Genomic DNA, 14,794 nt, shown 5'->3' with positions numbered 1-14,794 from the left:
GGATGAGTCTGATCACCGACCGCAACCTACAGCTCCGCAAAACATTTCCATCGCCCCTAAAGCGTGCAACAAAGTCGCCAATCGTTTTTGGCGAAACCTTCTCAACGATAACACTGGGCTTACCAGCGCTCATCGCTTTTGCCCTTCTTTGGGAGATTGCACCGCGCGCCGGCTGGATCAATTCGCTCTTTTTCCCTCCGCTCAGTCAAGTGCTTTCAGTGCTATGGGAAATGATTGTATCCGGTCAACTCGCGGGCCATATCGGCATCAGTCTGCAGCGCGCGGCGATCGGCTTTTCGCTTGCGGTTGTCGTCGCGGTTCCGCTTGGCTGCTTGATGGGGCGATATCCGCTCTTTGAAAAATCTTCTGACTTTCTCGTACAGACCCTGCGCAACACATCGCAATTTGCCTTGCTCCCGGTCTTCATCCTGCTGTTGGGTATCGGTGAGGCGTCGAAGATCGCCATCACCTTTTACGCCGCTGTCTTCTTTTTGCTGATCAACACCATCGTCGGTGTGAAGTCCGTAGACCCTCTGCTCGTAAAGGCAGCCAGATCCATGGGGACATCGGATTGGGATCTCTTCAAGAAGGTCATTCTTCCCTCGGCTGTACCCTCTATTGTCGCAGGAGCAAGGCTGGGTGTGAAAACCTCGCTCTTCTCGGTCATTGCCGCAGAGATGCTCGCAGCCCAGTCCGGCATTGGCTACCTAATCCAGAATTCCTCGCTGATGTTGGAAACCGATAGAATGTATGCCGGCATCCTCACGCTGACGATCATCGGCCTCATCCTGAATTACCTGCTTGTGGCCGGGGAACGGCGCGCAACACATTGGCGTAGTAACGCGGAAAGCGGACCGAACTGAGCCTTTTCTTCCAACGAACACGCGACTTCAAAGGATCCATCCATGACATCCAAGTCACTCCGCCGGACACTATTGAAACTAGTGATCACACTCTCGCTTTTTCCGGCCGCCAGCGTAGCGTCGGCTTTCGCCGATGAGGCGAAGCCAGAGGTCATTCGCATCGGTTCAACTGCTCCGGGTCACCTGAAATTCATCCTCTATCGCAACAAGAAGTTGCTGGAGGACGAATTCGCGAAGGATGGCATCAAGATCGAGCTCACGACATTCGATGGCGGTTCCGCCGCCACCGTTGCGCTCGGTTCGGGAGGGATCGACTTCACTTATATTGGCAACAATCCGTCGCTTCGCCTTGCGGCGACCGGGGCCGATGTGAAGCTCATCGGCCTTTCGAGCTGGAACCGTTCGAACGAGACACAGATCGTCGTCAAACCGGAATCTTCGATCCAGACGATCGAGGACCTGAAAGGCAAGAAGGTTGCCTATCTCTCTGGCACCGTGCGTCATTCGACCTTCGCTAAGGCCCTCAAGGCCGCAGGTCTTTCCCTTAAGGATGTGGAGAGCCTGAACCTCGGCATCGAAAGTTCCGGCCCGGCGCTGGCTCGCGGTGACGTCGACGCCATCGTTGAGAGCACCGGTACGGTCCAGACACTCGTCGAAAAGGGGGCGGCGCGGTTGATATTCGATGCTGGCACGTCGGGACGTCCTGACTGGGCGGTTCCACATCTCCTCAGCGTCAACGGAGGGTTCGCGCGCAAATATCCTGAAATCGTGACGCGTCTTCTAGCTGTCGATATTGCGACTGCCCGCTGGGCCGATGCAAACCCGGAAGAGACAACCGCTATCTTCATTAAAGAGACTGGCAGTAGCGCAAAGGCAGTTCGCGCCACTTATCCGGAGGGCAAGTTCTTCCAGGACCCGGAAATCACGCAGGAGGCCGTGACGGCACTTCAGGGGGAGGAAGCCTTCATGGCAGATGCTGATCTGTTGAAGGGCAAAGTCAACTACGATACCTGGGTTGACCGGTCCTTCTACGAAGCGGCTTTAAAAAGGCTTGCTGCGAGCAACTGATCCGTTAGCTTCAGACAGCGCACATGTGTCGCTGCTCATTCTTTGCACCCGTATTGTCCCGGTTGTTGTAACCGGGCCTTGCTCTGGATCATTCAACCGTGAATTGGTGGGATAGATAGCCCCTTCGACTGGCGCCAATTTATGATAATTGCCTGGGGCGATGGTGGCGCTGACCAATAAAAGTAAATTCCGGTACAAAGCAAAAGCGACTGGAGAACGGGAGCAAGTCACCCAAACTCGCCATCAAAATCGGAGAGCGAGGTTTGCTTTGAAGCCGTGTTGCTTTGCGCTACTGGCTAGTTGCCCCTGATAGGACAAACCAAGGGTCGCCGATGGCGTCAGAACCATATCGAAACCAGTTTCTATCAATGCTGCATCCTCTGCGATCGAAGCGCCGGCAATGGTGAAGTTCTCTCCAGCTGAAAATGCCAGTGAAGAGATAGGTGTTGCGTCGCCAAAAGCGTGGCGCCATCCGAGCACAGCACGTGCTGTAGCGTTCATGCTTCCGATGGCAAATTCTGTTGAGGCTCTGATCCCTAATGTGGTGAAGGTTGTATCCGTTATCTGGCTGCTGGCATGAAGCGCCGCTGTCGCGCCATTTTCCGCAAAATCGTCAGTGCGCAGCGTCACATAAGCCAGTGCGGCAAATGGCTCGAAGTCGGCAATATCTGTATCTAGTCGGTAACCAAGATCGCCAAAAGCCTGAAACGTTTCGGCACTATAACTGCTCTCTAAATTATCTGAAAAACCAGGGAAGGAAACGGAGCGGCTGAAATCCATTTCATGCCAACTGTAGGAAAGACCGGTTCGCAGACCCAGTGTCCCGCCACCCATGTTCAGGCTGGTGCCGCCATACACGCCCAGATGATAATTATCACTATCACCCTGAGAAAAGCGTTCGTCCACATGGATGTTGGTATGGCTATATCCTGCAACCACACCCAAACGCCAGGTATCGAACACCGGCGCGTCTGCACCAAACAGGAAACCGCCCGTGGAGTATTTCAGTGTGGCGGCATTGGAATTACTGTCATAGTCACTCCAGGCACCCAAGCCTTGCCCCCAGACGGTCAGCCCGCCTGCATTAGATTGAACAGAATTTGTTACAGTTCGGCTATCAAACGGCACAGCCTTCATCGAGGGCGTGTCGCCATCAAAGGCCGACCGAATACGATTGATTGCCGCATCGCGTACAAAATGGCTGTCTTCAATTAAAGCGGTTTTGACAGATGCATGGATCTCACCGGATAGTTGATCTAAAGCGTTTCTCGCACCGGTCTCATCAGGAAGTGCCGCAACAGCATTATAAGCAGAATTGCTGCCACCTGTGCTTTCAAGGCCATTTCCGGTAGCGCACTGGTTGCGGGTCTCTGCAATCTCACAAAACGCAACCGTGTTGCGAACGACGTCGATATAAACGTGGTTGGCATTATAGGCGAGTGCCAGATCAACAAAAGGCATGTTCTGGTCAAGGTTGTCGAAAGCACCGGAAACCCCGCCATCAGCACCAATAATCGCCCAGCGACTGCCCGGTGAATAGAGGCCAGCGGTCTTCACAGCGTAAACCGTACCACCGTGGATTGTGACCGTACCGCTCGCATTGATCAAATCGCTTTCAAGTGCGGGGGTGATTTCCGCCTGATAAATGGAACCTGAATCGAAGGTCAGGCTGCCGTTGACTTTAAACGTGCCAATAGAGTTGCCCGGTGCAATCGTACCGCCAGAAGTAATCGTCACGAGAGATCCGGCCCCCGAACCAACGGTGCCATGGCCACCGAGAACGCCATCGGTTTCTACATTGAAGGATCCTCCGAGCACAGCGTTGGCATGCGTTGCATCTGAGCCAACGATAATTGCTCCATTGGTAATTTCGGTGCTACCCTCGAAGAACGAGCTGTCACCATTGTAAAAGACGGTCGCGGAACCAGTCTTGATCACACGTCCGGCTCCCGTCAGTACACCCTCATAAGCAGTCCCATCCGTTTGATCGAAAGTGAGAGATGCGCCGGAGGCAATATCGGCATTGCGGTTAAATCGCCCGGCCGCAGTGGTGACGTTACCGGAATCGATTATCCAATCGAGTTTTGACGCTCCAGTAAGCGTCAAACTACCTGCTCCTTGTTTGATCATGGATCCAGAGACACCATCTAAGCCAGCGATGTCGCCAGCAAAAGATCCGTCCGTCAGTTGGTTGAACACCACAGTTCCTGCGTTGCCAATATTACCTGAGATGGAGCCAGCATCACCGATCAACGTTCCAGACTGAACGAAAGCATTGCCATAACTATTGGTGGCATTAGAGAGCCGCAACGTGCCTCCACCACTTTTTATCAAATCGCCTGCGCCCGTTACAGCGCCATTGAGGCCAAGTTCGGTGCTCGCGGCCACATCGAACGTACCTGCACCGGATAAGATTACATCACGGTCCGTAACAAAGCCCGCAGTTGTGGCCAGCGTACCACCACTAAACATGAGATTGGTCGAGGCAGCGCCAAGGTTGGTATCAGAACCAATAGAAACAGTTCCCGCGCGGAGCTTAGTGCCACCGGTGTAACTATTATTGCCTGACAGAACCAATGTGCCGTAATCAGATTTAACGAGTGAACTGGCCCCGGTAATGTCGGATGCGATCGTAGCCGTCATTCCAGTGCCTGCGACCGTACCGTCGCCGACCCGAAAGATACTTTCACCGCCGGTGCCCTGCAGGGCAATTGGATCTCCTTCAATCCGATAGCCATTCACAGCAAACTGCATGCCGGTAACGTTTATCGCGCCGGCAGTATTATCCACGTCTACGGTACCGGCTGTGCCCTGGAACACGGCATAGGTCGGATTGGGCTGGAAAGGACCATTGACTGCGCCATTCTCCGTTGTCCAGTTGCGACCATCCGCCCTCCAGATTCCCGATCCGCCGTTTACTTTATTATTGTCAAAAACAGCCGCGTTGCTGCCATCCCAGAAGCCCAATATCTGACCGCTGGCGTTGATCAGATTGATTTGTCCGGAGATAGCAGTCTGTATCAGAAGATCGCCAGCAACAACGCTGGAAGGAATACTGCCAATTTCCAGCCCATTGTTCACAAACGATACATAATCGAACAGCCGATAAACTCCGGCTCCGAAGCCACCCTGATCGGTAATGTTGAGCGTGCCATCAAGTGTCAGATTACCAGCGACATGAAAAAGTGACGTAGTGGAAGGGTTGCCGAGTGCAACATTGATGGTTGAGTCGCTGTTCAGCGTTAGTCCGTCTCTAAAGGTCAACCTTTGTCCCTGCTGACCCAATAACGCTCCACCTGCTTCGACATCAGTCCGACCGACCGAACCAGCGCCACCGAGTGTTCCACCGGACAGAACATTGACGGTACCACCGAGCGAGCCATCTCCGGCTTGTTTCCCCACCAACAATGTGCCGCCAGAAACATTTGTTGTTCCTCTAAAGTCATCGCTATCGGCTGCGAACGTTGTAACGCCAGCCTTATGGCTGATTGCGCCTTTGCCGGCGATTACCGATGTAAAACTATAGTTGGTGCTGTTGTGATTAAAGACCAAAGAACCCGAAGTGTTCAGGTCTATGAAGGGGGTATCAAGAATTCCGGCTCCCGTCGCCGCATCGCCAGCCGCAGCTCCGATGTTGATGGTGGCTGAACCTGTTTCATTTCTCGCCAGCATTCGTACGACAGCGGCACTTAACAAACCGCCATTCGACAGAGTGACGCTGCCATTGGCACCATCTCCGAGTGCAGCGATCTGCAGACTTGTACCAATAGCTACCGTTGATCCAGCACCGTCGATCAAAAGAGAGCCGGTCCCAAGCTGGCCATAATTACCGCCTCCGACATTCATGAACGCGGTAGTCGAAACATGTCCGCTGTCTGTAACTGATAGAGTTCCGTCACCTGCAAATCCGATTGTGAGATCGTTGACTGACAGGCTCGACCCGTCGCCCTGAACGCCGACAAAACCTCGCGAACCGGTCATATCGGCGATGTGGAGCTTGTCTACCGTTGTAAGCTGTCCGCCATTGGCTATTAATAGTTCAGCATCGTCACCAGCGTTCTGTCCGACAAAACTCTGTCCCGGCGCGCCCGCCCAGCCAAAGTTTCCGCCATCGATGCTCAACGCACCATTTTGGACAATAAACGTTCCACCGAGCGTTCCTTCCAAAGAAAGCGCTCCGCTTCGGACGATGGTTGTGCCCGTAAAGCCAGAAGCATCGCCTGTTATGGTCCAGCTGCTGCTACCGGATTTTTCCAGCTTGTCAAAACCCTGATACTGCCCCCCCAGGGCTGAAGCATTGAAACTGCCATTGGTGCTTCCGCCAAGCGTCAGCACGTTGCCACTTCCTGTTGCCACGACATCGCCATTGATAATGCTGGTGGACCAGAGCTCGAGCTGATTGTTATCACCAGTCAGAGAAACGGCGTGACCTGCAGAGATGGATTGAAAAGCACCGCCGCCACCGGAGATCGTACCAGCATTGATTATCGTACTGTTATCACCTTCGAGCGAAATCCCGTCCCCGCCGCTGCCGCCGCTACCATAAATGCTGCTGCCAGCACCACCCCCGCCGCCAGAAATGCTTGCTCCGGCGTTGTTGACGAGTAGCGTGCCAGTAGCGGACTTGAGAGTAATGCCATCGCCGCCGCCGCCGCCATTGGCATAATTGTCACTGCTGAACTCTCCATTGCCGCCGTTACCGCCGGCAATATTGCTATTATTGGTGATCGTATTTGCACCGCTGAGCACTATCCCACTACCCCCGCCCCCGCCTCCGCCTCTTCCGGAAAGGGCAGCACCACCACCGCCATCGATAGCGCCAGCGATAACACCGATAGTTCCTCCAAGGCCACCGCCTGTTCCAGCTTGGCCCTCTGAGTTTCCGCTGCCGCCATCACCGCCGCTGCCTGTACCGTGGCCGACAGAGCCTCCAACACCGCCAATTCCGCCATTTCCATCTCCACCGTCGCCTCCGGCGATTGACACATCGACTGTGAGATTTTCGGCTGCAAGTGGTGAGCTGGCAATACAAAGGGCAAACAAGGTCGCATAAAGCGCAGTCGATCGCGTCAATGCTGACGACGAACAGGAAGGTGGTGTGTAAAAGAACTTGATGTTTGTATTCAACGTTGCATTCGTGTCTTGCGATTCACCGTGCGGCATATCCCTGTGTCCCCTCTTACGGCTGTCGCTTGCGACTAATTCCGTTTTTTATCTCCGAAGTCACTGACAAGCGGCTTCAATTCCGTCACCATCGCATAGGCGACAAGAATACAGCTGGTAGCGCAAACATCATTTCTGTTGCCGATAACGGGTACACAGCAGCGCGCATATGCATGCGGTCATGTGAGTGATTGTGAACTGAAAAGTTGGCATGGCCTCCCACACGATCAGGCTGTCCGTCGATAGTCGAACAAACCGGTGATGTGATCGAAAAGTCGCCTCGCGAAATCGTCAGTGTTAATCCTCGCGCTTTTGTAACTGTCAGTTAAGGCAACCAAAGAGCCATCGCATCAAATTTGCAACAGCATAGAGAGATGTAATATGCAATTCTACTAATCAATTCTGATCAATTCTTACCAATTCTTGCATAGGTAAGCATATGCTTGCGTACTCGCTCAACTCCTGCAAAACTTTCGATACAAAATTCAGCGCCATGGAGGGGATAGCTTGATGTCGACAGGTTTGAATGCTTGATCTCAAAACGATCATGGTCGTCACGATGGCGGTTGCCAGTCTGCAGGCTGTCGCCTGGATATTTGTCTGGAGAGTATGGCGACACCTTTACGAACTGAAATTTTTGGCCGCTGGTTTCATCGCTATCGCTGTTGGCGTATTGATGATGCTTTTGCGCGGGCAGAATCCGACCGGGTGGGAGATTGTTCTACATAATACAATCATCAAGCTGGGCCTGGTTTTGCTCGCCGAGGGGCTGGCTCGATTCCTGGGCCAGCCACGCTACACCTGGATATATATCGTACTGCTGCTTCTCCATACTTTCGTCTGGAGTGCCGTTGTGATCACTGACCCTGAAAACATCGCGATCCGCATCCATAGTTCAACGATCTTCACCGTCATTGTGATGACGATAATGTGCCGCGCCCTCACACGTGATCGGACTCAGCCCCAACTGCTCCGCTGGATCACGATCGCTATCCTCATTGAGTATATGATGGCCAGCATAGTTCAAAGTGCGATCGAACTACGCTTACCTGCCGGTTTCGAAAGTTCGCCGGTGCTCGCCGACCGTAACGCGTGGTATTTGCTACAGGGCACGCTGTTTCTGATCGCGCTTTTTGCTTGCCTGCTCTTCATGGTGAATTCACGCTTGTCGGCCGACCTGCGTGAAAAGAATGTGTCCTTGCAGCTTGAGGTCGAGGAACGGCGAAGGTTGGAAGTTCGATTGAACGCAAGCCTTGAAGCCGAACGGTCGTTGCGTGACGAACAAACGGATTTCATGCGCGTCGTTAGCCATGAATTCCGAACGCCGCTCGCTGTGATCCGCAATGCCGCTGAGATGATCGGGCTAGTGGGCAACAAGTCACCAGACGCAACACGGGAGCGGCTTATTGGTATCAACGAAGCCCTCAATCGCCTATTTTCTCTCATTAACCGCTTCATGACAGAAGACCGTGAAAGCGGATTTCAACCGGAATTGATACAAATCGGTTCGCTTATAGGGGACGTGCAACTGCATTTCGAAATGACCGGGCGTGGAAAACGTCTGCACTTCACGATGGAAGACGAAACCTTTGCCTTTCGTGCAGATCCGGACATGCTCGCCACGATTATTATCAATCTGATTGATAACGCTCTCAAATACTCACCCAGCAGCCAATCGGTCGACATTCATGCCAGGGTGGACCGCCGATCGATCACAATTGAGATACGTGACCGCGGCATGGGTATCCCTGCAGCGGAACTTGGCGCAATTGGACGTCGCTTTTTTCGTGCTTCCAATGCCAAGACAGTCGTTGGCACTGGGCTGGGATTATATACGGCTCAACGATTGCTGGCTTACCATGACGGTAAGCTGCAGATCGGCCCTAACGGTCAGCAAGGAACAATCGCGATCATGCAATTACCTTTGCCGGAAAACTCGGCAACCCAAATCCGGTCCATAAAGGAGTTAGCAGATTGACGCACATCCTGATTGTCGAGGACGAGCCCAGATTGCGCAAAGATTTGGTCGATTTCCTTGCGTTAGCTGGCTTCACCGCGAGGGGTGTCGCGACGGCTGCCGAAATGAGAGATGCTCTCGCGAATGACCAGTTCCCCTCTGTCATCGTGCTTGATATTGGTCTGCCAGACGGCAACGGGTTCGATCTTGCAGCCGAGGTTCGCAAGTCGCATGACTGTGGCATCGTTATGCTGACCGCTTTTGGCGACAGTCATGACCGCATACGAGGCTTTGACAGCGGTGCAGACATCTACCTGGTCAAAGACAGTACGTTGCGTGAAGTCGAGGCCGCAATTCGTAGTCTGTTAAGACGTGCCGGCAATCTTACCGAAAGCGCGAAAGAAACTGCTGAACTGTGGATACTGAACAGTGCGAACTGGACGCTGATTGCACCCAATCAGCAAATACTCAAATTGACCGCTACGGAGTTTGCTTTCATGAAAGCATTGTGCAGTCGTTGCGGAGACATTGTTCAGCGTGAGGGGCTGGCAGAGATTTTGGCCTGTCAGAGGTCCAGTTTTGACAAGCGGCATCTTGATACTGTCGTCAGTCGCCTGCGCCGAAAGATAGAAGATCGATCCAGGCTGCCTGCACCCATCATGGTCGTTTATGGCGTCGGTTATACATTCACAGCGACTGCCGCCGTCGCTTGAGGGTAATTGGGCGCACGTTATTGAATACGGATACGCATGTCGTTTGATATAATTGCGCACCTGTCTTAGCCATGGTTGTGATGAGAGAAGCGGGCTTTCTGGATGGACAGAAATGATCAGGTACGAGCATAAACTGTCATTCGCACGACAGGCCATACCGCATAAGGTCTATTTAAAAGCGGTGACACCAATGATGGTGCAGCATAGTCGAGGCGGAAATCTGCTTAACAAATTACACGAGACTGTTCAGACCAGCGGAACCCCCTTTTTCTATCGATCTCTGACTTATCCAAGTTTTCTAATAATACCAAATTTCAGTGATGGCTTTTAGAGCAGATTGCCTTCTTATGTAAGGCGAGGCTTGGCGATTTCATGGGGGCATCTAAGGTCGTGACTGGCAATAGCGTTAACTATCCAACCGTCAGAGTACTTATTGTTGTACCGTTATACGGTTCAAGCCAATACCTTCACATTCTTCGAAATCAGCCGTGTCGCATCTGGCGTGCTTCTGAGCTTGGCAATATGCTTTCAACGAGGCAATAAAATCATGAAGTCTACCATTGTGACGGCTTTTGCTCTTGTGTCGGGAACGTGCTTATCGACAGCCGTTTGGGCACAAGAAACATACGATTTTCTTGACTCAAAAGGGCAGCCATTCATAACCGCAAAATATTACGGCGTTAACGATGGGGCGTTTGGTGCCGATGGTAATTCATCAACCTGGAACCTTTCATCGTTTGACGTTGGTCAACTTAATCTCGCCATCAGACATTGGGCTGAAATCATTCAAGTCATTCCCGGTTCATCGCCCGCGATCTTCAATATAGGTACGATGGATGACTATAATGCGTATGCTAGCAGCCCTATAGCCTTTGAGCGAGAGGGCGCACCTACAAAAGTCCAGGCAGCTCTGATAGGCCAGAGGCCCGGCGACCTGCTCAATGGAGCTCAAGGGTTTATCCAGATCGGCACTCTTCCCTGGGCAAAAGTGGATTACATCCCCTCTCAGCTTCCCATGACGTCCGAAATTTCGCTCACGGGAACAATGATCCATGAAATCGGACATGCTCTGGGGATTTCGAGTAATTTTCAGGGTGACGAACAGGACGATGGCTCGGCTCTCATTTACATAAATGAAACCCCAAACTCCTGGATAAGCCACCTTTATGACGACAATGGACAACAAAGCAGGCCGGATCAAATTGTCTGGTGCTCATTCTGCGACAACATTGCGCTTAATGATGATGACGAGCCTTTGGGGCCTGAAGACATATTTGATGTTCGCAATAACAGCGCATATTTCGGTGGTGAGCATGTCAATGACGTGCTCGCGGGGGCAATGGCGGGTGTGCCGCTAAGCATGGTATCTTCTCGAGATCCAAATGTGCCAGACATACCTTTTTTGGCTCATATCGAACTTAAAAACAGTTTGATGAGCCATCAGCCTTACCGCAATTATACGAATTTTATGGAAGCGGAATTGGCTATATTGCAGGATCTCGGCTACAAGATAGATCGCCGGAATTTCTTTGGCTACTCCGTTTACGGAGACAATCAGATCCTCATAAATGATAACCCGTTTTTTGGACGAAATGCTGCAGGGACAGCTTATCTTCAAGAAACATATAATACGGCGACGCTTGGTCTTGGATTGCATGTCTATGGTCGCAATAACACAATAATCCAGCGTGCTGATATACTGACGGCAGGAGCAGGTGGCGCTGGAATTCGTGTTGACGGTGGCAGTAACGATCTGACCATTCTGCCTGGCACCCATGTTTATGCTGATGGTGTAAATGGGCGCGGCGTCATGTTTTCATACGGTAAAGACCATACACTTACACATCGCGGCGATATACAGGCACTTGGTAAAGACGGTGTCGCTGTGAGCTTTGATTTTGGCCATAATGCAATGGGGGATAATGGTCCGATTGGCGAATATAGAGGTTCTTACATCCTTCGCGGTGATCAATCTCTTAGTCGATACACCCCGGAAGCTTTGCAGGCGACATGGAACGAAATCAACGGATCTTTAATCTCAACTTTTGATCTGACTGGGCGAGTAGCCGGCACGAAAGCTGCGATTTATATGTCGGATAATGCCTATGTAGGTGAGATCAATGTCATGCAGGGAGCGACCATCGCTGGTGACATTATTTCCAACTATGCAGAGGTTGATGAGGATGATGATCTTCGTTTGACCAATCTTACCTTTGGTCTGGAAGCCGATAGCGGTGGCCATTCGACTGATCGTATCGATTCCGATTTTGCACTCACTTATCATGGCAATATCACCGGTAAAAATCTGTCGTTACAGATTGACGGTGGGACCACGACCCTGACCGGTGATCATCTGCTCTATGATGCGAGGGTGGCCGAAACAGCCATCCTGGCCGGAACTGGCTCCTATCAGATCGACGCAACGCAGCAGTTTAGCAATGCTGGCGTGCTCAATCCTTCAGTCTCAGGGCAAGCCATTACAATTACTGGGACTTATGGTCAGTCAACAAATGGAACACTACAGCTTGCTTTCAACGACCAAAAGACAATCAGCAACCTGATTGTTGACGGCAATGCCGAACTTGGCGGCGCAATCGCCTTTGCACCGGAGCGCGGCTACTACGCTAACGGTTTTAGTGTCACGTCGGATCAGTGGCTGCAAGCCAATACGATCAACGGCGCTTTTAATGAAGTCAAAACAAGCCTCACGTCACCGACGCTGAGTGCAACCGCGACCAACGATGGTGGTAACAGCTATACAGTTTCACTTACCCGTATTGCTAATGCCTATTCGCAATATGGTGACACCGTCAACAGCCGCGACGTGGGCTATGCACTCGATGCGATGAGCAACAATGTTGTGCCTGTGATGCAGCCATTGCTGGCAGCCCTTGATTTTTCTGCAGCCGATGGTTCGATTATAAGATCGGTTCTGCCGCAGCTTTCAGGAGAGGCCTATGCTTCAGCTACGAGTGTCATTGCTAATACAAGTGTTGTCACCCGGCTGTCGGTCAATAGCCGTTTGTCGCAAGCTTTTGGCGGTATGCCTGCAACACCGGTTTCAGTGCTGGCCTTTGCTCCGAAACAGAAAACAACTCAAGCCGAAGCGGTGATGGAAAACGTCATGCCCGCTCAAACCAATCCAGAGGATCTGAACCAATATGTAGCTTGGGGGGCTGTGTCTGGCAGCTGGTCAAGCCAGTCGGGAGATGCAAATGCTGCGCGTACAAAATCCACATTCGGTGGTTTTATCACAGGTATCGATGCAAGTGTCTATGATAATTGGCGGCTCGGTGTTATGGCGGGTTACAGCCGTTCCACCTTTAACACTGCTCGCTTAAGCTCTTCCGGATCCAGCGATAACTATACGATTGGTGCCTATACGGGAACCGAATGGACGACAGTACAAGGTGCTGTGGGCTTGCGTGCTGGTTTAAGCTATTCTTGGCATGAGATTGAGATGAGCCGTTCCGTCACCTTCAATGGTTTTTCCGATAATCTATCGGCGGATTATAACGCTGGCACGTTTCAGGTTTTTGGTGAACTGGGCTATAAACACAGTCTCAATCAGCGCTCAACTATAGAACCTTACGCCAATCTTGCTTATGTGCATCTGGAGACTGATGGCTTTAGAGAAGTAGGCCATAATGGTGCAGCGCTGGTCGTTCAGTCCAGCACGATGGAAACCACATTGTCGACCCTTGGCATGCGCACTTCGACCATCATTGATCTCGGTAATATCTTAACAACCGCACGCGCTGACCTTGGCTGGCGGCATGGTTTCGGCGACGTAGTTCCAGCTTCAACAGCGAGTTTCGCAGCAGGCTCCAACGGCTTCACTGCTACCGGAAACTCGATGGGCAAAGATACTGCACTCATTGAGGTTGGACTTGATTTCGCGGTTGCAGAAAATGCTGAACTTGGACTGGCTTATCAGGGACAGTTTGGTTCGGGCCTCACTCAAAATGGCGCTAATGCCAGTTTAAGTATGAAATTTTGATCTGTGTTAGCGAATTTGTAAACGCAGATTTGTTGGTCAAGAAATTCATTTATGGATTGGTGTGTTATGAGTCCTCAATGGCACGAGTCTGGAAGGTTGTGTTGCAAAAAATTTGATTTGAATGCAGCATGGCTTAACTCTGGAGGCAATTATGCCGCGAGTGCTTTGAACTGTTGTTTGATTGAGAGCGCCGCCGCAGCTGGAAAGATGCCTTGTTGTTTGCGCATCATGTGAATGAGTTCAATGCCAGAGAGCGTGATGCTGGCTGCGGTTTGGGATTTGAAACCTAGAGCATTTCCAGCAAAAGTGCGAAGCGGTTTTGCGTCGGATAATGCGAAAAAACAAAGAGATAGAGCATTTCCAATGGTTCAAGAAAAACAGGAAATGCTCTAGCATGGAGCGAGTGCGTCGTTTGATGCGGCGATGATCCTACTCAATCGTGTTGTTCATATATTTGCTGGAGCGAACGGCAATAGGCTTGCCAGCCTGACTGAGCTGGTTCTCTGCATCACATTGTAGAATAGCTGTTCTGTTGGTTTGGCTACCATCAATGGTAATGCGCACTGGCCTGCCGTAGCGGGCCAGCGCCTTGCGTATAAAGCATTTGGCGATTAAATCACGTTCCTTGCTGAAGTAGAACTCAACCGTATCCCCGTTGCTGTCGATCGCACGATATGAGTACAGCCACTCGCCTCTGACCTGACGCTTCTTCTGATAGAAACGCTCAAGCAGTTTGGGGCTGAAGCAGATGACCCAACGATGGACGGTTGAATAATCCAAATAGAGGCCACGTTCCGCCATCATTTCTTTCAGATTGCGAAGGCTCAGATTGTAAGCCAGGTACCACCGCGCACATAGAAGAATGACAGACTTATCAAAATGACGACCTTTAAACATCCAAAATACTCAGCTAACTAAAAGCCAAGATACCATCAGTTCATCCATTGATGAAAAGTTTGCAACACAACCGTTCACACGCGCATATCAGATAAAGGTTGCGTTATTATCCTAACCAAACAAATGTTTCTGC

Annotated in this window: 6 protein-coding genes and 2 pseudogenes; 5 read left to right on the top strand and 3 right to left on the bottom strand. The window is 51.5% G+C overall.

Features of this window, described 5'->3' with window-relative positions:
- Nucleotides 1-2: 2 nt before the first annotated feature.
- Together C9380_RS21520 and C9380_RS21515 are read left to right on the top strand one after the other, a co-directional pair.
- Nucleotides 3-863 carry an ABC transporter permease gene (locus C9380_RS21520; RefSeq protein ID WP_128094612.1) on the top strand — a complete coding sequence of 287 codons (861 nt, stop codon included), beginning with the start codon at nucleotides 3-5 and terminating at the stop codon, nucleotides 861-863.
- Nucleotides 864-905: 42 nt separating this feature from the next.
- Nucleotides 906-1,931, top strand: a complete 1,026-nt coding sequence (locus tag C9380_RS21515; protein ID WP_128094611.1) for an aliphatic sulfonate ABC transporter substrate-binding protein — start codon at nucleotides 906-908, stop codon at nucleotides 1,929-1,931.
- A 243-nt stretch (nucleotides 1,932-2,174) separates the two neighbouring features.
- Here the strand turns inward: C9380_RS21515 and C9380_RS21510 are convergent, their stop codons facing one another.
- Entirely contained in the window at nucleotides 2,175-7,094 is a 4,920-nt protein-coding gene (locus C9380_RS21510; RefSeq protein WP_128094610.1) for an autotransporter domain-containing protein, read from the bottom strand.
- Between the two features lie 547 nt (nucleotides 7,095-7,641).
- Between C9380_RS21510 and C9380_RS21505 the strand changes: the two genes are divergently transcribed.
- The 3 genes from C9380_RS21505 to C9380_RS21495 all read left to right on the top strand — a co-directional run bounded on the left by C9380_RS21505 (nucleotide 7,642) and on the right by C9380_RS21495 (nucleotide 13,764).
- Nucleotides 7,642-9,072, top strand: a complete 1,431-nt coding sequence (locus C9380_RS21505; protein ID WP_247877665.1) for a sensor histidine kinase — start codon at nucleotides 7,642-7,644, stop codon at nucleotides 9,070-9,072.
- On the top strand, nucleotides 9,069-9,764 hold the full coding sequence (locus C9380_RS21500; RefSeq protein WP_128094608.1) for a response regulator transcription factor: 696 nt from the start codon (nucleotides 9,069-9,071) through the stop codon (nucleotides 9,762-9,764). Before C9380_RS21505 ends, C9380_RS21500 begins: the two co-directional genes overlap by 4 nt.
- A gap of 436 nt (nucleotides 9,765-10,200) precedes the next feature.
- A complete protein-coding gene (locus tag C9380_RS21495) occupies nucleotides 10,201-13,764 on the top strand; it encodes an autotransporter family protein (RefSeq protein WP_247877666.1) in 3,564 nt (1,187 codons plus the stop codon).
- Nucleotides 13,765-13,913: 149 nt separating this feature from the next.
- Here the strand turns inward: C9380_RS21495 and C9380_RS27720 are convergent.
- Both C9380_RS27720 and C9380_RS21490 read right to left on the bottom strand, forming a co-directional pair.
- Nucleotides 13,914-14,054, bottom strand: a pseudogene (locus C9380_RS27720) (IS6 family transposase); the annotation flags it as partial.
- Between the two features lie 142 nt (nucleotides 14,055-14,196).
- Nucleotides 14,197-14,661 (bottom strand): annotated as a pseudogene (locus C9380_RS21490) (IS6 family transposase); the annotation flags it as partial.
- Nucleotides 14,662-14,794 lie beyond the last annotated feature (133 nt).

This window comes from Brucella pituitosa (assembly GCF_003049685.1).
Classification (GTDB): domain Bacteria; phylum Pseudomonadota; class Alphaproteobacteria; order Rhizobiales; family Rhizobiaceae; genus Brucella; species Brucella pituitosa.
This window is presented reverse-complemented; position numbering and strand designations above follow the sequence as displayed.